General features: G+C 51.0%; 25 protein-coding genes. 10 read left to right on the plus strand and 15 right to left on the minus strand.

The features are described 5' to 3' along the window. Positions 1–19: 19 nt before the first annotated feature. On the minus strand, positions 20–940 hold the full coding sequence (gene rfbB, locus EOW68_RS06805) for a dTDP-glucose 4,6-dehydratase (protein WP_128224400.1): 921 nt from the start codon (positions 938–940) through the stop codon (positions 20–22). A 54-nt stretch (positions 941–994) separates the two neighbouring features. Between rfbB and rfbD the strand changes: the two genes are divergently transcribed. Beyond that, positions 995–1,885: a dTDP-4-dehydrorhamnose reductase gene (gene rfbD, locus EOW68_RS06810; protein ID WP_128224467.1), complete on the plus strand. Its 891-nt coding sequence runs from the start codon at positions 995–997 to the stop codon at positions 1,883–1,885. Position 1,886: 1 nt separating this feature from the next. Here the strand turns inward: rfbD and EOW68_RS06815 are convergent, their stop codons facing one another. From EOW68_RS06815 to EOW68_RS06830, 4 genes are read right to left on the minus strand one after another with little or no spacing between them, the layout of a single operon-like run. Then, positions 1,887–2,066, minus strand: coding sequence for a hypothetical protein (locus EOW68_RS06815; protein WP_128224401.1), 180 nt, complete (start codon positions 2,064–2,066; stop codon positions 1,887–1,889). A 2-nt stretch (positions 2,067–2,068) separates the two neighbouring features. Further along, positions 2,069–3,142: a glucose-1-phosphate thymidylyltransferase gene (locus EOW68_RS06820; RefSeq protein WP_128224402.1), complete on the minus strand. Its 1,074-nt coding sequence runs from the start codon at positions 3,140–3,142 to the stop codon at positions 2,069–2,071. A gap of 2 nt (positions 3,143–3,144) precedes the next feature. Continuing rightward, positions 3,145–3,606, minus strand: a complete 462-nt coding sequence (locus EOW68_RS06825; RefSeq protein WP_128224403.1) for a dTDP-4-dehydrorhamnose 3,5-epimerase family protein — start codon at positions 3,604–3,606, stop codon at positions 3,145–3,147. 46 nt (positions 3,607–3,652) lie between these two features. Beyond that, the gene (locus tag EOW68_RS06830) at positions 3,653–4,384 is read right to left on the minus strand and encodes a class I SAM-dependent methyltransferase (RefSeq protein ID WP_128224404.1); all 732 of its coding nucleotides are present in this window, start codon (positions 4,382–4,384) and stop codon (positions 3,653–3,655) included. A gap of 173 nt (positions 4,385–4,557) precedes the next feature. Between EOW68_RS06830 and EOW68_RS06835 the strand changes: the two genes are divergently transcribed. Then, on the plus strand, positions 4,558–5,967 hold the full coding sequence (locus tag EOW68_RS06835) for a flippase (RefSeq protein WP_128224405.1): 1,410 nt from the start codon (positions 4,558–4,560) through the stop codon (positions 5,965–5,967). A 15-nt stretch (positions 5,968–5,982) separates the two neighbouring features. On the opposite strand, the gene EOW68_RS06840 is transcribed toward EOW68_RS06835, so the two are convergent. The 3 genes from EOW68_RS06840 to EOW68_RS06850 form a co-directional block, all read right to left on the minus strand. Further along, positions 5,983–7,119, minus strand: coding sequence for a glycosyltransferase family 4 protein (locus tag EOW68_RS06840; RefSeq protein WP_128224406.1), 1,137 nt, complete (start codon positions 7,117–7,119; stop codon positions 5,983–5,985). Between the two features lie 184 nt (positions 7,120–7,303). Next, a complete protein-coding gene (locus tag EOW68_RS06845) occupies positions 7,304–8,191 on the minus strand; it encodes a glycosyltransferase family 2 protein (RefSeq protein WP_128224407.1) in 888 nt (295 codons plus the stop codon). 18 nt (positions 8,192–8,209) lie between these two features. Continuing rightward, positions 8,210–9,706, minus strand: coding sequence for a sulfatase-like hydrolase/transferase (locus EOW68_RS06850; protein ID WP_128224408.1), 1,497 nt, complete (start codon positions 9,704–9,706; stop codon positions 8,210–8,212). Between the two features lie 96 nt (positions 9,707–9,802). Between EOW68_RS06850 and EOW68_RS06855 the strand changes: the two genes are divergently transcribed. The 3 genes from EOW68_RS06855 to EOW68_RS06865 are packed head-to-tail and all read left to right on the plus strand — an operon-like array spanning position 9,803 to position 13,285. Further along, positions 9,803–10,696, plus strand: a complete 894-nt coding sequence (locus tag EOW68_RS06855; protein WP_128224409.1) for a glycosyltransferase family 2 protein — start codon at positions 9,803–9,805, stop codon at positions 10,694–10,696. A gap of 43 nt (positions 10,697–10,739) precedes the next feature. Further along, entirely contained in the window at positions 10,740–11,885 is a 1,146-nt protein-coding gene (locus tag EOW68_RS06860) for a hypothetical protein (RefSeq protein WP_128224410.1), read from the plus strand. 56 nt (positions 11,886–11,941) lie between these two features. Further along, positions 11,942–13,285 (plus strand): sulfatase, encoded by a 1,344-nt coding sequence (locus tag EOW68_RS06865; RefSeq protein ID WP_128224411.1) that lies wholly within the window; start codon positions 11,942–11,944, stop codon positions 13,283–13,285. 53 nt (positions 13,286–13,338) lie between these two features. Here EOW68_RS06865 and EOW68_RS06870 read toward each other — a convergent pair whose 3' ends face one another. Together EOW68_RS06870 and EOW68_RS06875 are read right to left on the minus strand one after the other, a co-directional pair. Next, entirely contained in the window at positions 13,339–14,436 is a 1,098-nt protein-coding gene (locus EOW68_RS06870; RefSeq protein ID WP_128224412.1) for a glycosyltransferase family 4 protein, read from the minus strand. 91 nt (positions 14,437–14,527) lie between these two features. After that, positions 14,528–14,767 carry a MarR family transcriptional regulator gene (locus EOW68_RS06875; protein ID WP_128224468.1) on the minus strand — a complete coding sequence of 80 codons (240 nt, stop codon included), beginning with the start codon at positions 14,765–14,767 and terminating at the stop codon, positions 14,528–14,530. A 197-nt stretch (positions 14,768–14,964) separates the two neighbouring features. Between EOW68_RS06875 and EOW68_RS06880 the strand changes: the two genes are divergently transcribed. From EOW68_RS06880 to EOW68_RS06890, 3 genes are read left to right on the plus strand one after another with little or no spacing between them, the layout of a single operon-like run. Continuing rightward, positions 14,965–15,855, plus strand: a complete 891-nt coding sequence (locus tag EOW68_RS06880; RefSeq protein ID WP_128224413.1) for a hypothetical protein — start codon at positions 14,965–14,967, stop codon at positions 15,853–15,855. After that, entirely contained in the window at positions 15,856–16,626 is a 771-nt protein-coding gene (locus EOW68_RS06885) for a DUF8168 family protein (RefSeq protein ID WP_128224414.1), read from the plus strand. Then, positions 16,626–17,561 (plus strand): hypothetical protein, encoded by a 936-nt coding sequence (locus EOW68_RS06890; RefSeq protein ID WP_128224415.1) that lies wholly within the window; start codon positions 16,626–16,628, stop codon positions 17,559–17,561. The genes EOW68_RS06885 and EOW68_RS06890 overlap by 1 nt, the downstream gene beginning before the upstream one ends. Positions 17,562–17,926: 365 nt before the next feature. On the opposite strand, the gene EOW68_RS06895 is transcribed toward EOW68_RS06890, so the two are convergent. Together EOW68_RS06895 and EOW68_RS06900 are read right to left on the minus strand one after the other, a co-directional pair. Continuing rightward, positions 17,927–19,486: a sugar transferase gene (locus EOW68_RS06895; protein WP_128224416.1), complete on the minus strand. Its 1,560-nt coding sequence runs from the start codon at positions 19,484–19,486 to the stop codon at positions 17,927–17,929. Between the two features lie 286 nt (positions 19,487–19,772). Beyond that, positions 19,773–21,077: an RNA-guided endonuclease TnpB family protein gene (locus EOW68_RS06900; RefSeq protein ID WP_128224417.1), complete on the minus strand. Its 1,305-nt coding sequence runs from the start codon at positions 21,075–21,077 to the stop codon at positions 19,773–19,775. Positions 21,078–21,121: 44 nt separating this feature from the next. On the opposite strand from EOW68_RS06900, the gene tnpA reads away from it, so the two are divergent. Further along, entirely contained in the window at positions 21,122–21,529 is a 408-nt protein-coding gene (gene tnpA, locus EOW68_RS06905; RefSeq protein ID WP_128224418.1) for an IS200/IS605 family transposase, read from the plus strand. Between the two features lie 51 nt (positions 21,530–21,580). Here tnpA and EOW68_RS06910 read toward each other — a convergent pair whose 3' ends face one another. The 3 genes from EOW68_RS06910 to EOW68_RS06920 form a co-directional block, all read right to left on the minus strand. Continuing rightward, on the minus strand, positions 21,581–21,994 hold the full coding sequence (locus EOW68_RS06910; protein WP_128224419.1) for a type II toxin-antitoxin system VapC family toxin: 414 nt from the start codon (positions 21,992–21,994) through the stop codon (positions 21,581–21,583). Then, positions 21,981–22,208: an antitoxin VapB family protein gene (locus tag EOW68_RS06915; RefSeq protein WP_128224420.1), complete on the minus strand. Its 228-nt coding sequence runs from the start codon at positions 22,206–22,208 to the stop codon at positions 21,981–21,983. The genes EOW68_RS06910 and EOW68_RS06915 overlap by 14 nt, the downstream gene beginning before the upstream one ends. A 202-nt stretch (positions 22,209–22,410) precedes the next feature. Beyond that, positions 22,411–22,755: a MarR family transcriptional regulator gene (locus tag EOW68_RS06920; RefSeq protein WP_128224421.1), complete on the minus strand. Its 345-nt coding sequence runs from the start codon at positions 22,753–22,755 to the stop codon at positions 22,411–22,413. A 49-nt stretch (positions 22,756–22,804) separates the two neighbouring features. Here EOW68_RS06920 and EOW68_RS18550 point away from each other — a divergent pair, with 49 nt between their 5' ends. After that, complete coding sequence (locus EOW68_RS18550) at positions 22,805–22,957, plus strand: hypothetical protein (RefSeq protein ID WP_431358788.1); 153 nt, start codon at positions 22,805–22,807, stop codon at positions 22,955–22,957. The last annotated feature ends 81 nt before the right edge of the window (positions 22,958–23,038 follow it).

Raw genomic sequence — 23,038 nt, forward strand, 5'->3', positions numbered from 1 at the left:
ATCCCACACTTGAAGAGGACTACAGGTAGTATTCGACTGTTTCTTCCAGTCCTTGTTCGAACGACCACTCTGGCTCCCACCCGAGGGCTTCGATTTTCTCGGTATCGAGTGCGTAGCGTTGGTCGTGTCCCGGACGGTCTTCAACAAATTCGATGAGATCCTCGGAAGCACCGACTTCATCGAGAATCTTCCGTGTGATCTCGATGTTCTGTAATTCGTGGCCACTCCCTATGTTGTAGATCTCGCCTGGGTCACCCTCTTTGAGAACGCGTTCCACTGCGCGGCAGTTATCAAACACGTACGTCCACTCCCGGACGTTGCTACCATCCCCGTACAAAGGGAGGGACTCCCCATCGGCTGCGTGTTTGATGAACTTTGGAATAAGTTTTTCAGGGTGTTGTCGCGGGCCGTAGTTGTTCGACGAGCGTGTGATCACGACGGGTAGATCGTACGTCACGTAGAAGCTGTGAGCGAGGAGATCCGCACTGGCCTTTGTCGCTGCGTATGGGTTTCGTGGGTCCGGCGGGTCCGATTCGGCGAATGTCCCGTCGAGAATCTCGCCGTACACTTCGTCGGTCGAGATCTGCACGAATCGCTCGATATCGACCTCTCGTGAGACATCCAGAAGCACCTGAGTTCCCTGGACGTTCGTCGAGACGAATGGTTCGGTATCGTTTATCGAGCGATCGACGTGGGATTCCGCGGCGAAATTGACGATGGCGTCAGCATCCGCTGCGAGTTCTGTCACCAGTTCCCGGTCCCGAATATCTCCTTCTACGAACTCGTGGCGATCGTTCGAGAGTGTTCCGTCCAAGTTGGATCGGTCTCCAGCGTAGGTTAGTGCATCGAGAGTCGTCACCTGATGATCGGTCGTATCGACCAGGTGATGCACGAAGTTAGAGCCAATAAAGCCAGCACCGCCAGTTACGAGAAGATGCATACTGGCTCAAAACGGAGCAGTAGGTATTTATTTTTCCTTCGGATGATTGGTAACATGACTGTTCTTGTCGTCGGGGCCAGCGGATTGCTCGGGAGCAATGTCGTCACTGCTGGCAAAGCCCGTGGGCGCGACGTTGTCGGGACGTATCATTCGACACGACCTCGATTCGAGATCCCACTGGAGCAGTTAGACGTTCGTAACACCGACAGATTTCGAGAGTTGATTCAGGAATATCAGCCAACGACTGTCATCAATTGTGCAGCCATGACGGATGTGGATGGCTGTGAATCGAATCCCGACGAGGCGTTTGCAATCAACGCAGAAGCCCCCGAAGTGTTTGCTGCTATTTGTGCGGAGACAGACACTCGATTCGTTCATATTTCAACGGACTATATTTTCGATGGCTCGACAAGTGGCTCATACGCGGAAGCAGCTAATCCCAATCCGCAGCAGGTGTACGGTGAGTCGAAGCTAGCCGGCGAGCAAGCGGTTCGCACTGCTGGTTCTGACCCACTGGTGATTCGACCCTCGTTCGTGTACGGAGTGCATCGATCACGCGATGAACTGACTGGATTCCCTGCATGGGTTCGAGAACAGCTCACCAATGGCGAGTCTGTTCCTCTCTTTACAGATCAGTACATTACGCCGAGCCGGGCAGGTGAGACTGCAGAGACGCTTCTCGAATTGGGGAGTGCTGGTCAGTCGGGAGTCGTTCACATCGCTGCTCGAAGCTGTGTCACACCGTACGAATTCGGAGAGCAAATTTGCCGACTCATCGGTGCATCTGTGGAGTCACTCGAAGAAGGCTCTATGGATGACGTTGATCGGCCGGCGAAACGTCCAAAACGTACGTGTCTCGATGTAAGTCGAGTTGAGGAGGTTCTCGATCGCCCGCAGCCGACACTTACGGCGGATCTCGCCACGATTGATCGCTACTTCAGCTGAGCTATATTTGATACTGATCGCGGTGTTCGAGGAAATGTTCTCGCTCAGAGTCCGGGAGATCTTCGAACCGAAGGACTGTGTTACAGTCGAGGCGGGGACATTTCATCACTCGATTCTTTTCGAGTTCATTTGCCGCGACGACTGTACCACAGTCCGGACAGGTATGTGTGATGATGCGCATGGTTACAGTTTGAGATTCGAGTTTTCTCCGACGACGAGTCGACGGCCCTCGGGGAGGAGCCCTTCTGCACTTTTGACTTGGGCATTTCGACCGATCAGGCTGTCTACGATTTTCCCGGAGGCCGAGACTTCTGACTCTCCGATGATGACGGAGTTTTCGATGTGCGTGTGTTCGACCTCGCAGTCTTTCCCGATTGATGTGAACGGTCCGACGTAGGTGTCTGATTTGATCGTCGTTCCCTCTGCAATCGAGACTGGACCACGAACCACTGCTCCAGACTCGATTGTTGCGGATTCGGCTAAATCGATTGTGCCGGAGATCTCTGCGTTGGTTTCGATTGTTCCATTGCGAGTATCGTCGATCGTTTCCAGAACTAAGCGGTTCGCCTCAAGAATATCCTCGGGTTTGCCCGTGTCTTTCCACCAGCCCTCAACTACATGGGAGTCTATCGCGTGTCCGTCTTGGAGGAGTGACTGGATCGCATCTGTAATTTCGAGTTCTCCTCGCCACGACGGTTCGAGTGTTTCGATTGCATCAAAGATAGCCGGTGAGAATACGTACATCCCGATGAGTGCCAGGTTACTCGGTGGGTCGTCCGGTTTCTCGACCAGTTTGAGGACGTTTCCGTTCTCGTCGACATCAGCAACACCGAACTGCTCTGGATTCGCGACGCGCTGGAGGGCAATTCCGGCAGCGTAATCCCCAGCCTCGAAGCTCTCGACGAGTTCGACTACACCGTTGTCGAGGATATTATCACCGAGGTACATCACGAAATCGTCGTCACCAACGAACTCGCGTGCACATCCGGCGGCGTGTGCGAGTCCGAGTGGGTTGCCCTGGATGATATACGTAATCTCGACGCCATACTCCGAGCAGTCGCCAAGGTGTTGCTGGATCGCTTCGCGTCCGAGATTTCCGAGTACTACGCCGATTTCGGTAATTCCAGCGTCTTTGAGGTCTTCGATGGCATATTCGAGAACCGGTTTGTTGGCCACCGGGACGAGCTGTTTCGGGCCGGTATGTGTGATAGGGCGGAGTCGGGTCCCCCGGCCGCCTGCGAGGATTATTCCCTTCATTGCTAGTAGGGCTGTTCATCCCAGTCCATAGGGATTTCGTCTGTGTCCGGCGGGAGACGTTCCTCGTCTGGATCGTCGTAATCATACAGGTTCGTCGGGAAATTGATTAGGATGGCCTGTTCGTTGCCAACGACTTTGAAGCCGTGCCAGCAGTCACCGGGAATACGAATCGCTTTCTGGTTGTGCTCTCCGATGACGAATTTGTTTACTTCGCCCTGTGTGGGTGAGTCCTCTCGGTCGTCGTATATTCCGACCTTGATGCGGCCCGACGGGCAGATGAAGTGATCGACTTGGCCGCGCGTGTGTCGGTGCCAGGCTCTAGTGACTCCCGGATAGCTGAGTGAGTAATACGACATTGCGGGCTCGGGATCGTACTCCTCCCAGTCTTCCCGGAAGATCTCGACGAGGTGGCCGCGCTCGTCGGCGTTGACTTGGAGGTCGCGGGTTTCTACGTCGTGGATCATTAGATTGGAATTCTCTGTAATCTGTTTATTTCCTATGGTCAAAGTTCTACTGTAAAATCGCGGTCAGCACGTATATATCATTTTCAACACAGAACTCGGACTTATTATCATCTGCAACTTCTTTTGAAACAATTTCGTATGGCATCTCTTCAAGAATCGTCTGTATCTGCTCACTTGATGCGTCATATAGTCCATGAGATTCAACGAAAATGACTCTTGGCTTCTGCATGAGATTTTGCAGGATATCAATCTCTGCTCCTTCACAGTCTAACTCTAGCACATCGCACTCAGGTAGGTCGCTTGGCTGGAGACGCTGGACTTTTGCTTCGTCGGAGTTGCCATATACTGATTTTGGTGATCCGACGATTCGATGATTCACGCGTACAATATCTCCTACACCACAACGTCTGGCTGTCTCGCGTGTTTTCTGTACATGTGTTCGTGATCCTTCAAAAACAATCACTCTTCCCTCATTTCCCACCTTTTGAGCTGACTTGACTGCAGTAACGCCATATCCACCTCCTACCGTGACAATAGTATCTCCAGATTTAACATACTTCTCTATTCCAGCAACAAGACCAGACTCGTACGTCGGTTCACTAATATCTTCCCAGGGAAAATGTGACTTTTGAACTGGAATTCCATTGTAGGTTGGCAATCCAATAAGAGGGAGTCGAGTGACGTATTCTCCATACACATACCTGCTTCCTTTTTTTATAAAACTCATAACCCCATCGCGCCGAATTACCCGAACCCCTTTTCTTATTAATGTAGTCATATTACATTCGTCTACTTCACTACATTCATTGCTTTCGGATTATTGATGCTCATTACACAATTCCTTAGCAGGTGCAACTTCGCTGGATTTCATGCTAGTCTCGAGTCATAACCCCTATATAAAATGCTAAGATACAATCAATTAAGACTCTACCGATAAATGACGGCAGTAGAATGAATCTAGTAAAATCAACGAGTAAAATCTTCTTTGTTAAAGTCGCCAACGCTGTCCTTGGGTTCGTCGCTATTGCATATTTTGCTCGTGCTCTTGGGTCTGCTGAGTTGGGAATATTCTTTTTATTTCAGGCAGTTCACGGGATGCTATCAATCCCTGCTGACTTCGGCATTAATAATGCTGTAAAAAAAAGACTAAGTGAAGGTTCTAATCAATCGACAATACTGGGAACTGCAGTTTCAGCTAAATTTCTCTCTATTGGAATAATTTGTGTTATCGTTCTTCTCATCTCGGATTACATAAACTCATATTTGGGTAGGGAATGGGGTATATATTTAGTCATTGCCATTTTTTTCAGTCAATATTCAAAGTTGTTCATCTCCGTCTTGCACGGTGAATTACGTGTTGGTGAGACAGCAATAATTTCGCTTACAAGACAAATTGTCTGGATTACATCTGGGGTAATTCTACTGTCGGTTGGACTTGATGCACTCGGTCTTGTTTATGCATTTATTCTTGGAGAAATAGCAGTCCTTCTCTGGTCGCTCTATCGTATTGATACACCATTCGGGTGGCCGGAACTGGCTCAGGCACGCTCTGTATTTGATTATTCACGCTTTAGCTTTATTTCATCAATCGGTGGATACGCGTACAGTTGGGTCGATGTTCTCATAATTGGATTCTTTCTTTCTTCATCCTATGTGGCAGCATACGAGGTTGCATGGCGTGTTACTGCAGTTGTAGTGTTGTTTAGCCAAGCAATTGCAACAACAATATTCCCACAAGTTAGTTTATGGGATAGCGAAGATGCAACTGAAAAAATACAGGAACTATTGCCACCAGCGGTAACAGCATCCATTATCTTAGCTATCCCGGCCTTTTTTGGCTCGATCGCGTTCTCAACAGAGATTCTTGAACTTATATTTGGCCCAGAATTCGCGATGGCATCATTAGTTCTCATTATACTAATGGGAGAAAAAATCTTCCAATCAGCACACAAGGTACTTGGATATAGCTTACAGGCTATTGATCGACCGGATCTTGCCGCTTATATCGGTCTCCTCACTATAATAGTGAATATATTCCTCAACTTTGCATTGATTCCTGTTTTTGACATTACTGGCGCTGCATTTGCAACCGGGCTCTCCTTCTTGCTCAATACTGTTCTCCATGCTGGATTTCTGAGAAACTATCTTCCCTTCAAAATAGAATATAAGAAAGTCGCTTGGAGCTTTGTCTCCTCAGCTACAATGATGGGTATTTTGCTTCTATCCAAATCATATTTTCCAGCAAATTCAATTATCGTACTTCTTGGATATGTCGGCGTCGGTGCTCTATTTTACTTCGTTCTCCTCTTGTCTTATCAGCCTATGAAAAGTGACTTAGAGAGATTATCAAAATCTTTTTGATCCAATCATTGTATTTCAGTACTTATTACAGACTTCAGAAACGACCTGATCTAGAACAGGGGCCAGTGCGTCGTAGCTGTACTTTTCGACACACCTCTGCCGGGCTTTTTGCCCCAACTCTTCCCGTAATTGGTCATCTTCGATTAGCTCCACAATCGCTTCTCGGAGTTGATCCGTATTGTCAGGTTTGACGATCCGACCACAATTCTCCAACACAATCGGTATGTCACTGACGTTCGTCGCAATAATAGGTTTACCCATTGCCATAGCATCGAACACCTTTGCCGGAAGCTGTCCTCGTGTTGCCGGGGAGTCTTTCTGTGGGATCGCGATTACATCGGCGGCAGCAATCCACTTGGGGATGTCTTCGAACGGCTGCATCCCTCTAATAATCACGGAATCATGTCCAACCCGTCGAACTTTGTCGATATACTCGGATTCGTCTGCGCCTACGACAACTGCTTTGACATCATCTCGACTGATCTGAGTGACCGCCCTGACAAGATTATCAACCCCCTTATATGTCCGAGGTGTTCCTGAAAACATGATGAGATACTTGTCAGAGGGCAAATCGAACTCATCTCTGACTTGCTCACGATTGAACAGAGTTGGGTCAAACTTTTCAGTATCCCGAGCGTGCGGGATGATGGTCCCTCCAAATCGGTTCTGAAGAAATCGGTTCGAAACAGTCCGTGCGTCGGCAATTCTGGAGAGAGCTTCAAACCCTCGTTTATGATAGAAGGAATTTGCGTTAATCAGTCTCGGGATCTGAGTTAAGTACATCATTCGACTCTCTCCTTTTTTATTAAATCCGGTTTCCCAGTCGTCGACATCTAATATTAGAGGGCGATCCTCTCGGAGGGTTGCAAGTAGACTGAGTCCATAACTCGTTGTGCGGGGTTTGGAGGCGTATACAGCATCCCCCGTGATTAGATTGAGAAGCTCTGGAATAGAAGGGACGAAATGGTATAACCGGTGCCCTGTCTCAACACCTTTGTAGTCATATTCGTGTCTAATTGGTTCCCAAATTTGGTTCTTTAATTTTGGACCAACTATCTCCACCTGGTGGTTTCGGTCCAGTAATTTTGCTAGTACATACGCTCTTCCGAGACAGTTGTGTGAGAGGTCAGGTGTAACGACAGAAACACGCATAATTCTCTGTTATTTTCGAGCATCATATTTATATAACCACCGATAAATTGAAGATGCGATTGATTAGTATTAAATAATTTATATAATATCACTCATACAGCCTTCCGATTAGCTAATTCCATAATTTAAAAATTGTTCACTCCTTCTGATATGAATTATAATAATCCTTTAACATATGGTTATTTCATGAATTAATCCGTGTTTCAATCTGTCCATATGCCTCAGCCAATTTAAAAACATAACTCAAAAAATAGAATAGAATCAGATCTTTTTTCTTATCTAATTCTGACATTCTTGTAAAAAATCGGACCGGATGTGGCGGGAAAAAATTCCATGGATGATACCATGGCCGACGGTGCATTGATTCGATGGTACGATACTTTTGATATCGTTGCTCAGCACCTTGTCCATGACGTCTGGACTTTGAAATATGTTCGCATAACTTTGTCCTTGCCGGATGGTACATTGTAATATGTCCCGCAAAATGTTGTGGATACCCTGCATTCGCAACACGTCGACCGAATTCAACGTCACCGCCAGAAACTAAGTCATGTGTAAAAAGTCCTATATCTTTAAAAACAGTTCTTTGAATCGCTAAACAACAGGTAGGCGCAAAATTTGAATCTTTAATATATATTTCAACTGGAAATTCTTCTGCAAGGCTATATCGGCCTATTATTGTTTCCGTGTCATCTTGAATGTATGTCTGCACATTACAACCAATATAATATACGTTTTCTTTTTCAAAATATTCAACTATTTTCTCCAACCAGGTCTCTTCAACAGTCATATCTGAGTCAATAAATGCTAATATTTCACCTACTGAATTACAGATGCCTCTATTTCGTGCTGCATAAGAGCTTTGAATGTCACTTTCTATTTCCGTCCGGATATGTGTGTTATTCTCTACAAAGCGATTAATAACTGCTTGAGTTGAATCTGTAGAGGCATTATTGACGACCACGATCTCGTGTTCCGTAGTGGGATATTCAAGATTCAAGAGTGACTCAAGCGTTTTCTGAATACCTTTCGGGTCATTATAAACTGGAATTACTACCGAGACTTTTACCATGAGTTCCACACCCTGTTCTTACATGTATCCCAGTGCTTCAAGTTGTGTTTGTTGCTCTTCATCAAGCTTCCGTTCTGTATCTTCTGATTGCAGCGCGAGGAAGTATTGCTCGCACTTCTCACGGAAATCACTTGGTGCGTCCTCGTATGTCGTGGCGCCCCCATTTTTGAATGCCCACTGTTGCCCTGTTGTTTCTACTACCACTCGCCAGTTGTCATGATAGACCGCAACTGAATGTTCTTTGACCCTATGATCCAATACCGCTGTCGGCACGGCTGGATGTTTTTCGTAGAGTTCTTTCCCTCCTGTTGCGGGATACTGGCAGACTGCGATATTCTCTCTGTCCGGAGGGAATAACCGATCATCTGCTTTTCCCGCTATTCCTTCAGTAAATATTTGATAGAGGTTAGTAAGTGAGTATGGTTGAGAAACCACTCGACTATCAATCTCAGGATGCGCAACGACGAGTGGGACACGAGCCAGCGCGTCGCTAATTGATGACTCGTGACCTATACGTCGTCGTCCCATCTCGTCGGTCTCTCCTAGATTCTCACCGTGGTCACTTGTTACTACAATAAGAGTATTACTCAGTTGGTCAGTCGCACGGAGGATATCCAGAAGTTGGCCAAGATGTGTATCCGCTGTTTCAACCTCACCCGCGTACAAACTACGTAATGTTTCGATATCTTCCTCGTCAATCTCATCGCGTGCGTCAGCTGAAACAAATCCCCACGGATCCGCAACTTCGTCATTTAGCCGCCGTATCTCCTCGGGTGGTATCTTCTGATCGAGATGTTTCCGTTGCATTTCTTCCGGCGGATTGTAGGGTCTATGGGTGTCCATATAGTTTGCAAACGCGAAAAATGGCTGCTCGGTTGAGGCTTCACGTTTGATGATCTCGGTCAGCCTCTGGGTATTTGTCTGGGGACTGTAATTGTACGCACTATCGGACACAAATAGGGGGTGTGGAATACGTTGAAGTGGTCTCCACCGAACTGCAGCTGACCCTATTCCTACGGCCGCAATGTTCGCGAAGCTTTTCAGTTTGTGATCACTACGAACCGCGGCAGTGACCGTGTCGACACCTGTTCTAAATTCCCCAGAATCTTCATGAAGTCTAGATAGTGCATATCCTGAAACATTAAGAGCCTCGGGGTATCGTTCCCTGCCCCGCGAATAATAGAATTGATCAAAATCAGTATGGAATCCAGTTCGTTGACAGGCAAACCCATTTGCGGAGACACCGTAGCATGTGTATCCTTTTTGCCCAAGTTCAGCAGCTAAGGTTACCGCTTCAAGCGAGTCACCCAACTGATTCATCCCATGCTCGTGCGGATATTTCCCAGTAAAGAGTGATGCGTGAGCTGGTGGGGACCAGGGCGCCGGGGTTATCGCTTTCTCGAACCAGAGATTTTTCTCCCCCAACTCGAGCAAATTTGGTGCATGTTCAAGCGCATAATCAAACCGACACGCGTCCCAAACAATAAAAAGAATATTTGACTTAGACTGATCCATATTTGCTGTTTCCGTTGTGGCCGTATGTGTTTTACCATCTGCTCAGTTGATATCGAAAGAAAAACTACACCGACGTGATAAACTGATCTATAGTCGATGGTTGATATTAGCGTTGTAATCCCTACCTACAATCGGGCAGACTCTATTGAACAAGCAATTGACAGTGCTCTTGGCCAATCCCTCTCGGATATTGAAGTGATTGTTGTGGATGACGGCTCTACAGATGCCACAGCTGAAACGGTCTCCCGAATCAATGATCAGAGACTAACGTTTATTCAACACAAAAAAAACAAAGGTGGTAGCGCAGCCCGTAATACAGGGATTGATCATGCCTCCGGAAAATACATTGCGTTCCTTGATTCTGATGACACTTGGAAGGCAACCAAACTTGAGAAACAACTCAACCTCCTCAAGGCTCGGAGTGACGACTGGGTTGCTGCATACTGCGATTTTAGACAGACGCGTTCAAATCCGTTAGTCGAAGTTGTAGATAATTTAGTTCGCCGTCCAACCGGGCTGGAAGGTGGTGAAGAACTTATCAACATGATTTTTTTACGTAAATTTGCACACGGGGGAGCCTCTACGCTTTTAGTCAAAGCGGACGCAGTGGAGCGTCTTGATGGATTTGATCCGTCGTTCCAGCGTCATCAAGATCTGGAGTTTCTGGTCCGTCTCCTCCAAATAGGGAAACTCGCTTATGTCAGCGAAACACTGGTATATAAACATGATACGGGCAATCCCCCAGTTGAGACTACCCGTGCAGCTATGAACCACTTTAACGAAACGTTCGCTGATACCATTGCCTCTCGCGGTCTTGACGATGATGTTTGTCGCGTACAGTCGTTTATGATTGCGAAATATAATTTCCGCGATGGAGAATTCAAAACGGGGTTTCAGAATCTACGACGTGGTCAATATCCACACCATAGAGATTTATTCGCTCTCGTTTTAGCTGTTCTATCCGGTATACGATCGAAAACTCAAAAATAGGATAGCATAGCGATTATACAATAAAGCCATCATCGACTTATTAATGAATAAGAAAATCTCGATCTTTCGCCTTTTTTTACTCGGTCTATTTATTCGCCTACTCGCGATACTACCTGCAACTTTCCAGATGACAACATATGCTCAGGGAGACCCAGTAACCTTTGCTCGAACTGCTGAATTCATTGCGGCAGGCCTTCGTGAAGGAGTTCTTCAGTATCCAGAAGTCACCCACACGAACCGCCTTTGGGGTACCTTTCTCGCCCCGTTCTGGTTGATCCCCGGGCCGAGCGCGGTATATGCACGAATCATTCTTGCGATATTTGGTGCACTAACAGTATATAATGTCTATGTAATTTCACAAACCTATTATTCTCATCGCGCTGGCGTGTACGCTGCGCTCCCGATGGCATTTCTTCCATCTCATTTTCTACTTCATGGTACACTCATGCGTGATACTTTACTCATTTTTTGTCTTACCCTCGTTGCGCAATTAATTATTGTACCCTCTAATCAGAAGAAAACTAGCATGGTCGCGGTCGGTACTCTTGCATTTATTCTCGCGTACATTCTTCGACCAGACAACGTCGGAATTTACATTTTTGTTTCTGGCTTGGGTATTTTTTTCCTCATATGGGGTCGTCATTTTGACAATTACCCTTTCATTGTAAGCGGTCTTACGGTTACGCTTGGGACCGGTTTGCTGTTTACTGCTCTCTCACTGACCCCCCGAGCACTGTCTGAAGTCTTAGCGTTACGTATGGGTCGTGCTCAGGGTACTGCCACATACTTGGCTGGTTATCACCCAGAAAATGTAATTGAAATGTTTATTGTTTCACCGCTACTTGCCATATTCTTTTTATTTGTCCCACTCCCTTGGATGGTGAACTCGATACCTGCTATCATACCTTCACTGGAAGGATTCGTTATTTTCATATACTGTCTCGCCGCAGTAGCTTCACTCCCTGTCATTCTTAATTCCAGACATCGGCATACTGCATTCCCACTTTTAATTGGCGCAGTGCTCGGAATCGTATTCTATGGACTCGTGTTGACGAACTTTGGTGCAGCGACGCGATTCCGCCAGATGTTCACGTGGGTGTTGTTCATTTTTGGGGGTATCGGTCTTGCTGTACGCGTCGATATCCGATTGTTTGATTACTCAAGTGACAATTCTGATTCCCGCTTATAATCCACTCTCTATCCGTGTCGCAAGCTTGAAATTCACGTGACGTTGCTTGTAAAACAATGACTGAGACCCCGAACATTCTCTTCCTAGTCGCTGATTCTCTCCGCTACGATGCAACGTTTGGTGAGTGGGAGACTGATACGCCGGCCATCGACCGTCTCGCTGAAGAGGGAGTGACTTTCACGAGTTGCTTCTCCCAAGGTATCAGTACCGCACCGGCGATGACGGCAATTCTCACTGGTCGCCTGCCTCTGGATTATGGCGGCCACTGGCACTTAGACGAGGGACAAGCAACATTCGCTGAAGCGTTCCAGAATCACGGATACAGGACCGGTGCCATCCACTCGAACCCGTACGTCTCCAGCAGACGAAATTTCGACCGCGGCTTCGACCACTTTGAGGAGGACGTTGTCGCGTTCGAGCCCGACCGCGGACTGGAGGGTGCACCGGAGAAAATCTTACGGCTCGCCAGCCGGGCATCCCGGATCCTCAGCCGAACACCATACACGCCAGCAGAGACCGTTAACGACACGATGCTCGATTACGTTGATGCGGCCGATGCGCCGTGGTTCCTCTGGACGCAGTATATGGACGTCCACGGTCCGTATCTCGGGGGCGACGACTTCCGTTACCGGAACAAGCTCCGTGCTGAGTGGCTCTGGCGGAAAGCCGCAGTACGTGACCCGGATAGCATCTCGGAAGCGGAACATGAAGAACTTCGAGAGAAGTACCGCGGCGAGGTCGAATGCCTTGACCGGGCAATCGATTCTCTCCTGGAGGACCTAGCGGCGCGGGAAATCCTCGACGAGACAATCGTCGTTCTCACTGCAGATCACGGCGATGAGTTCTACGAACACGGGCGGTACGGTCACGGCAACCTGCCGTACGACGAGCTGACCCACGTCCCACTCGTGATGCGGTTCCCCGAATCAGTCGACCTTCCTCGTGGCGAGACCGTCGACGAACTCGTCCGGTGTCTAGATATTCTCCCGACAGTACTCGATATCAACGACGCCAACATTCCCGAGACCCTCCAAGAACGACTCGCGGGCGAGACGCTTCGACCACTGATTCGCGAGGAAAGTCGCGAAGAGAGCCCGACAATCGTCACAGAAAAACGTGTCCGCGGCGAGGAGTCTCTCCGAATTGGCTTCCGGACGGAAAAGTGGAAGTACCTCTATGACGGCAAGACGAAAGAACGGTTCCTCTACGACCTCGAATCGAATCCAGCTGAGTCGACAGACGTCTCCGATAGTGAGACCACCGTTGCCGACGAATTCGCGGAACAACTCGATTTGCGACTGTCCCGTATCGATAAGACATCCGAAAACATTACTGTTCCCAATCTGGAGGTTGACGTTGGCGTCGAAGAGCGACTCCGTGCACTCGGATACAAGGACTGAGAGACTCTCGACGGACCCCAGTCATCTCCACTTGTCGCATTCCAAATATCCGGCTATCTCTCTTCTCGCACGATTTCTTCGAGAACAGTTGTCGTTTCCTCGACAGTGCTCTTCCAGTTGAATCGACTCTTGAGATGCGGCTCTTGTACCGTCTCAAATGTCAGTCTGATTTTTTCCGCGAGGCTCGCCACGTCTCCACAATCAAAATACGCCACATGTTCACCAAACGCAGATCGAACCTGGGATAAATCCGAATTCACTACAGGCACATCCGACGAAAGTGCCTCCATCACAGTCCGTGGGGTCCCCTCGGCCCGACTCGGCAACACCAGCACGTCCGCAGCGCGGTACACTGCGGGCATCTCCTCGTAGGGAACCTGGCCGAGTAATCGTACGTGATCACGAATCCCAAGTCCCTCGGCCAGTTCCTGCAACTCATCGCGCAGCGGCCCTTCACCACAGAAGTACAATATCCCCTCGGGATACGCCTCTAACACACCGGCCATCGCTTCAACAGCTACGGAAGGCTGTTTCCCCTCGACCAACCGCCCGACAAATAACACCACAGGATCCCCTTTACCCACCAGTTCACTCTCCGGCCCCCTAGGCGAAAATCGCTCAGTGTCGATCCCATTTGAGACCACCTCGATTCGACTCGAAACGCCGTACTCCTGGACCCGCTTCTTATCCTCGTCTGTGTAACAAAAAAGCAGATCAGCCTGGTTGAACGTCCACCGACCCACACTTCGTAGATACAGATCGAACACCCACTTTGGCGCGTTCTGACTGAACAATCCATGATTCGTAATCGCAAGCAGCGTATCTCCCAGTTGCCGCTTCAGCGCTGCGAGATTCGTCGCAAAGTACAGGTGTGAGTGTGCGTGGATCACGTCGAACTCATTCGCTTCCTGCAAATACTGCGCCAGTCCCGGACTGATGTCGTTCCCTAATGGGGAACATAGCGAATCGAAGCGAACAACAGTGTACCCATCACGTTCTTCGACGTGGGGCAAGGAGTCGTCCTGTCGGACCGTCAGCAGGGTTACATCGTGACCCATCTCAGCCTGGTCCCGACTCATTGCATGTGTATGATAAGCAGCACCACCTTTCACGTCGGGATAGGCTTTCTGTGTCACCCGGAGAATACGCATATTTCTTCGGAGTATTTCTCCAACTCTGATGAAACTGATGATTTCTCGATGGAAACCGAAAATTGAAACTGTTCGATCTGACCGAGCTTAGTCATTCTTCCCGTGGATCTGCCACAAACTCGTACAACCCACCCTGATTCAACTGCTCAATCCACCCAGCGTTCCGCAGATTCCGTAGTGCGTACTCCACCTGTCCCTTATCCAACTCGGAATGCTCGCGCAGATACAACGGATTCACACGGCCCCATGGCTCTGCCTCATCTCGCCCTTCCTTGAACAACGCCAGTATCTCTTCTTCGCGTTCGTTCGGTTCGTACCGCTCGTTGACCATCTCTACTCCCCAGTTTGAGCTCACCGAACATAACTCTCAGCCGATCCCACAGCAAACTCTTACACACATTGCTCAATATTTTGCTAAGCAAAACATTAAGTAACTCCGAGCTATAGTAGAGAGTACGAAGCGTGGGCACGCCCAGAAAACTGGGAGCGGTGCTGGAACACCGGCCCCGCGCTTCCGGCCATGGAAGCATGACAACGAACGCTCTCGCCGGAATTGAATCTTCCGGCACGATCGCACAGAACGACGTCTACATCCGCATTCGGACGGAGCTGCTCGTCATCGGCGACTCAATTATCACTGATCGTCACCATGCAAGCAACAACAACTACGAAGACGACGATCCACAGAACCAGATCGGCGGGATCATTCCCTCGTTCACGCTCTCAGGCTGGCTGCGCCACGGGATGGAGAGTGTCCTCCAGCAACACGATACCACTGCCTGCCATCCTGGTGAAGCAAATGCCAATTTCAAACGAGACGGGGTCTACGAGCGCGATCTCGAGGCAGGATACCACGAGAAAGGCACATGTCTCGACAGCACCGAGAATGGCTGTCTTGTCTTCGATCTCTTTGGTGGGTTCGAGGACCGGCCGGGCAAATTTATGCGCCGCCCGATCCAGTTCTCGCCAGTCTGGTCGACGGTTGATTACACACACGGGCAGGCAGAGGGACACTACCGCAGACTCAACCGAAATGTCGTCTCCCGAAATGTAGCGGACAATCGCCAACCCCTCCGCAACGCAGAACTCGATGCCGTCGCTAATCTCGACGGATCGTGGCAACTCACGTTCCGTGAACTCAAACCCGAGTTCATCGGCCTCCTCGCAGAAACCATCGAGTATCTCGACACTCACCAGACTGAGTTCTCCCACCAGCTCGGTGGCGCACGCAACTTCGGAGCCGGAATCGTCGACTGTGAACTGATTAATCCGCTATACGAGGAACGAGAACTCAAACGTGTATTCGACCGCGGCAAGAACGCAACCGCAGCGATGGAGAAAAAAGATACCCGGTGGCTTGAGGACTGTCGCCCGAAATTCGTTCGTGCACTGGAAACGCGAATTACGGAGGGGTCATAGATGGCTAAACTCAGTACCGACCGCTCGGAATCTGGGGAACAAGAGACACTAGTTACGGCGTATCGCCACGACGCGCACAAATTCACTGGCAGAGCCCACGAGTTTGCCCCAGAGACACTCGACGATATTCCTGTCAACCAGTCAGTCCCGTACGGCGCAGACGGTGATGCAGCAGCACTGAGTCGACCGAGCGACGAGCCAACACAGACAGTCACAACCCACGAGACGCCATATCGTCTCTCATTACTCGACGGTGCGAGTCAGTACGAGCCAGCAACGTTCTCCAAGCCTGTCCTGAAAGATGCCATCAACGAGTTACTGACAAAGGCAGATACCGAAGCACTGCACGAGGCGTGGCTCACGTCAACTGTCGCGAGCGGTTTCAACGAGTCGAGCTACTACCCGTATACGAGCCTAAAATACCACACGCTGCTCGTGGCGGCCCTCTGTGATCTCTATCGAGAGGGTCACCAATTCGAAGACGTGAAACTCGTGATCGACCCGGCAGAAACCATCATCCCGCATCGAACAATCTACAGTGGCGAGGAGTTCACACTCCGACTCGACACCATAGCACACACGCAACCCGCGGCACGGCTTGGGTCCCGCCCATGGCGGTCGTGGGCCTCGGTCTGGTCACGACTCGACTCCCACCCACTGCAGACGAACTCTAACAGAGAGGAGATGATGCTGGATGCGAATCTCCGACGTATTTGCTCGTGGTCGACCGCACTCCAGTATATCGAAGACTTCAGAGAGAGGGTCAAGTGATGAGCCAGATTCAACAAGTTCACTGGGAACTCGAAATGGACTATATCGGACATCCGTACTATGTCTCAGGCAATGCCATCCTGAGCGCATTGGCCCACGAGATGCCGGAAGACACATGCCGGCACCTCAATGCAAGCCACGGGATGTTCGTTCCGGGCCAGTTTGGAACCTTTCCCGACGAGCATTCACAGGACGGATTTCGACCATATCTCGGCAGTGGGTTGCCAGCAGTCGCGTCCTATGACGATCTGTTTCTGATGCGGAATCCATCACAGATGTGGTTACTCGATTCCCGACCACGGGAGGCGCTGAATACACACGATATTCGAACACAGAGTGGTCAGTCGGCCATCGCTCACGAGACTATCATGGGACGACCCGATGATGCCTCGAAGCGCCACCAAACGACGAAATGGTATATCCACGCCTACCTCTCCGCTGATCGCGATGATCTACTCCCAATCGACAAATCGTGGTTGGATGGTCTCCAGTTCGGCGGCAAGCGAAACTACGGGTATGGCCATACCCGACTCAAAGAAACACAACTTATCGACATAGAAGCACTCGACTATTCGAGGCTTGAAAATGCTACAGAGTATCTTCTGGTATTGGTAACTCCCTTCGTGGTAGCATCAGCGTATCCAGACGCAACCAGCCGAGGTATTCCGTGGTGGTGGGATGTAACCCGTGACACCGTACGCGAACGCGAAGAAAGACTGGTGAAACAAGGGGATGTCTATCGACTCCAGACCGTTGATCACGGACAAGTCGTACGATACGACGGGAATCGTCCAGTCGAGACTGCACAGAATGGTATTCTCCGAGTCGGTAGCCACTCGAAATATGGCTTCGGAGAGTTTCGAGTGATTCCTATTGACCGCCAGACAGAGACCACTCAGGAACCGAAAAAGTCTGTCTCATTGGGAGGTGTCTGATGCTTAGTCGAGGTATCAGGACAAAACCAAACACCAACGCACTCGATAAAGAGATCGAATTTCAAAAAGTTGTTAGCAAAAAACCACGTCAGCCTGTTTGAACGTCCACTGACTGACAGCCTCTGTCTGTATTGATCCTCCATTTCGGGTCCCGCTCTCGGCGTCAGTCATGCATCCGCTCTTCTTTATTCTCTTTTCGTCTGGCTGCTTTGCATCCGATTCCCGTTCGTCTGTCTCGGACGAAGCATTCGCTGTCACGTTCTCACTGGATGGATGTGACTCTCTCGCGCCCAGCGCGAACTCGATTTCGAGCCGACGGTGTCGCTGCGCGGTGGGCTGGAGCGAACGATCGACTGGTTCGACGATCAGTCGTGAGCCCGGGATTTCTCGGCATCCGAGTCTGTCGCTGGTGGTGCTGCTGATTGGTCGTTTTGTTCCGGCGATGATTCTGCTGGATCGGTCGGCGTCGTGGATTCGCCTTCATCCACCTCGTCAGCTGGTCCAGCGCCGATGATCACCCGCAGTGCATCCACTCCAACCATCCATAGCTGTCGAACCACAATCTTCAGATCGAACCAGAACGACTGCTGGCGGATATATTGCAAGTCGTGTCGGAGTTTTTGTTCTGGCTCGACGCCGGTCACATCATTGATCTGCGCCAAGCCAGTCAGCCCGGGTTCGACGAACCAGCGGCGGCGCCAATTCCCCACGCCCTGTTCGATGTCGAGATCCAACTCCGGACGTTCGGGGCGAGGTCCGACCACACTCATGTCGCCGACAAGGATCGACCAGAGCTGCGGGATTTCATCGAGGTGCGTCGGCCGGAGGACCCGTCCGACCCGTGTTACGCGTGGATCGACACCGCCTGCGTCCTCTTCACTCAGTTTTGCGCCTGTCTTCGACTCTGCGTTGGGGACCATACTCCGGAATTTCGCAATTTTGAACGTATCACCGAACGCTGCGGTTCGATTTTGCCAGTACAGAATTGGTCCGCCATCGTCCAGCTTGATCGCCACACTGATCAGTGCAATCACAGGCGAGAGGACGAGCAACGCGACACCTGCAAACAGTACATCGAACCCCCGCTTCAGGACGTGGTCTTGCCAGTCCCACGGTTCGAGATCGACAGTGAGCAACTGCTCACCCGAGAAATCATCCGTCAACACGTGATCGGCGTGGTCCTGGTGCACCAGCGCATTCACTCCGTGGTCGTGACAGGTCTCGAGCGTCCCGAAAAACTCCTCGCGGTCGGTCGACGCGAAGGCCAACAGCGCCGTATCGACATCGCGCTCCACGAGCACCTCCTCTAACCGCGCAAGCCCACCCAGGCAGGGCAACTCGTTGAGCTGCGCCCCCGATTCGCCGCCGTCAGCCACCCTCTCGGGCTCAATCCCATCAGGTGCGTACGCGGAGGGTGGTGAGACGTACCCAAGCACCGGTAGCTCCGTCGCCGCCAGCAGTGCGTCCATCGCTTTGGGATCGTCGCCGACGATGATCGCCCGCGAGGTCGACTTCGCCGGGCGGCGGATCGTCACCATGTACAGCGGCAACGCCACCAACAACGTGGCAGTCGTCAGCATGAGCGTCGTCCGTGGCAAGCGATACGTATAGTTGAAATAGCCCAGCGCGGCCAGGCCAACCATCGCCAGCAGCACGCGCTTCTGGGTCAGCAAGATCGTATCGAGAATCCGTCGCGGGCGTGGCTTGAACAGTGGCCACATACTGACGAACAACACGGCACAGGTCGTCACGACGGCAAGTTCGATCTGGCCATTCGTGAGTACCTCTGGAGCTGGGCGGCCAAAATACGGGACCTTCGCGAACGCATCGTGGATGCTTCGCAGGTTCGTCACCAGAACGACACAGATGGTGAGCAACACCGTTCCGATGACACTTGTAAGCCGATACCGCCACCCGCGATTCATTGTCTATCGTATCTGGTAGGAGATGTATAAACACTGCGAAGACAGCCTTCTCAGATCCTGACAACGTACATATGGATACGTACAAGACTATCTAGAAATACCTACAGATGCGCTTTTCGATCAGTTGCCAGCACACATAGTTACTTTCCACACGTCTTTTTTGGGTGTCTTGTCGGTAGTGTATCTCGTGGCCTATCCTGTCACATACTAACCTATACCACTATGTTGTGAGGAATTGTCTAGTAAACAACCTCGGGCGCGGTGGCCCGAGGCTTTTTAGGTTCCCTCAGCCGTGCGCTAGCACTCCCTGTTCCGCGAGGGAACGGGATGAGGTTGGGCGGTTTACGCGCCCCGGCCCGGACAGACGCACCAACCGCACCTGCGGCTGGGTTTTGTGAGTCCGGTAATCCATTGTGTTACCATCGAGTTTCGCCTTCTCGCGCCACGCAATGTTCACCGATGCATTCCGGTCAGCGTGGTCTTGCACCACGTCACACTCGTCGTTCGTACACCGGAACCGCCCTCCCTGCCGATACCCGCGCTCACAACAGCACGAACACGTCTTCGAGTTGTAGTAAGCGTCCACCGTATCCGTGGGGATCTCTCGCCACGTCGCCTTGTACGAGACAAACGTCTCGAACGTGTGGAACGGGAGTTTGTGCAATCGGCGGTTCAGATACGACCCGTACTTGATTTCGTCGCGGATACCCTCCATATCCTCGAACACGATGACTGGGTTCGAGAACTGTTTAGCAAACTCCACAACGGCACGGGAAAGACGGTGCAAGACCCCTTCGGTGAATCGTTCTTCCGTGTCACCGAGCGTCTGGTGGATGCTCGTTTTTCCGTGTTCCTGACAGCGTTTCGTGATGGTGTGGTAACGTTGGCGTTCCTGCTTAACTCGTCCGTAGTCGAGGACGAGCGTACCCTTCGTCCGCAGTGTCTCGCGGTCGAGGGCAGTGAGTGCGACGTTGCGCTCGTTGATGTCCACGCCGACCAAAGTATCGGCGGTGTCGGGTTCGGGCACGTCGAACTCGCGTGTGACCGTGACGTGTAGGTAGTACACGCCATTGCGGTACAGGAGTTCGGCTTGCCCCACATCCACTTCGTCCGATGTGATGGCGTCTCGGAGTTCGTTCATCGCGTCCGGTTCACCGCGTAGATGACCTTTCACCTTCTTGTAGGGTTTCGGGCTGATACGAAACCGGACGCGGTTCGTGTCGTCGTCCACGGTGAGGCGGTAGCCCTCTGTGTGCGCCATCACGAGCGGGTACGCACCGGTCTTGTCCGTACTCGGCGGTGTCGGCTTCCCTCCGTCAGGGTCGTCTTGGTTCTCCCACCAGTTTTTGAGTGACTGATAGGAGTCCCACGTCTGAAGAGCTTTGCCGACGACCGCGCACTTGTTGTTCCGCAAGAAGTCGTCGTGGTCAACCTCGTTCTGTATCTCGGTTCGAGTGTACCCTTGTTGTTTGAGGTGGATGGTTTCGTTGAATATTTCGCGTGACGTGAGGCGGGCGTCGTGAAGCCACGACCGTTCACCAGACGCTACGTGAAGGCGCGTCTGAATCGTCTTCGTGGCTTCCTTGCCCATACTTTGACAGTCGTTACAGACTGTCATAAATGTGGGGATTCAAGATGGAAGAGTACCGAAGTCATGCACATTCGGTTAGTTCCTGCAAGTATCATTTCGTGTGGTGTCCAACGTACCGACACCCGATTCTCGGCGTGGTGGAGGATGATATACGAGAGTTGTTCGCGGAGACTGCCGACCACTTCGGGCACGAGATTCTCGCCTTGGAGATTGCAGACGATCACGTACACCTGTTCATGCAGTGCGACCCGAAGCACAGTCCAGCGGACATCGCTCGGCAGTTCAAGTCGTACTCGGGGAAGCACTTGCTGGAACGGCATCCCGAGATTCGGGAGGCGTATTTCCGGGGTGGCGGATTCTGGAAGGTCGGATACTACGTGGGGACGACAGGAGCGGTGTCGGAGGAAGTGGTTGAACGGTATATCGAGGACACAGAACACGCACCGGAATGACGCGCTTCACCCCCGCCCACAGTGGGACGGGGAACTCGCGCTGTTTTTCGTTTAGAACTTCTCCCAGTCGATGACCTGTATTCCGTCGATCCGATCAAAGTGATCGACATTTCCAGTCAGGACGGGCAACTGTTGTGTGCGGGCTGTGGCCCCAATATAAATGTCGTGTAGATCATCAAGCGCTTCACCACTCTCTCTGAGTGTTGCGATAATCTCTGCTGCTGTTGTTGCGACCGGTCGTGTGATCGGGAGCACATTGAACCGAGCTATGAGGCGATCCAGGTCGTTACACGCCTGTTGGTGCTGGTTCGTACCATTTTTATACTGGATTTCAACACCGAGGCGGAGTTCCGTGACTGTCACCATGCTGATCGCATGCCGGCCCTGTTCGTCCAGTTGGTCAACTTTGGTGTCGACCCCACCACGATCGATGTCGATGACAGCAGATGTATCAAGAAGTTTCATCAGTCATCCGATCCAGTGTTCCATCGCTCAGTCGCTCCATTTCTTCAGAAACCTCGTCGTAGGTTTCGGGATCGAGAATCTGGTGACCCGTCACGTCGGCGAGTTGCCCTCCGCTGTCGAGTTTTGCTTCGATCAGTTCACTGAAACTTTTATCGCCCTTCTCTCGTTTTAATCGACGGTATACCTCGTCGCTGATCGCGATATTTTTGCTCATGTCTTATGTATGGGTACTCATACGCAAAAAACTACCGTTGGTTCGTATTGTTTATTACTCGGCAGTTGTCGTGTCTTGTTGGTCAAGATGTGGTGGCACAAATTCAGCGGGAGAATCTTTGTCCCCTCGATGAGTGACAAGCGTTCTGACACGCCGTTGAAGGTACCAGCGACATACTAGTGAAACCCCGTTTTTTCCCTCGCTACCTCTCGGCGGTGTTCAGTGCGCTGTTCAACTCGAAGAGTTCTTGAACAACGTCACTTTTTGCAATACGGTACCGACGGGGTGAGGTGTTTGGAACCTCCTCGACAATTGCAGTCTCCAGCAAGAGGTCGATGTAGTTGCTCACCGTTTGCCGGGTGACACCGGCGTAGTCAGCAAATTCCGTCTTGTTAAACTCTCGGCCCGGTGGCAGAGTAAGGATGGCGTCGAGGAGGATGGGAACGCTCTCGTGTTGAAAGAGATGAAGGACGCCGCTGGGATTCTCAAGGCGGGCCTCCTTGGTGTCCTTCTCTTCTGCCGGATGTCCCTCTGTTGACTCGCTCATGTGTCTGGTATGCCGGTCGGCGTACATAATTGCTCCTCTCAATGTGACCATGCGCAAGTCGTCAGTGAAATATGCTCTCCTCGCAGCGATGATAGCCGAGCACCGTTGGGGATCGCCGATCGTCGAGGAGAATCTCCTCTCCATATCCGCCATCGAGACCGGTGACTACCCCACTGCGAGCGAGATTTTTGACGAACTCTGATCCGCCCCCTTCATTACCAATCGGGGCAAGCGAGGGATAGAGCTGAACAGTGGGGAGTTTGGGACGCTCGCTGATCTCCTG

It is taken from the genome of Halovenus amylolytica (assembly GCA_004015825.1).
Lineage (GTDB): Archaea > Halobacteriota > Halobacteria > Halobacteriales > Haloarculaceae > Halovenus > Halovenus amylolytica.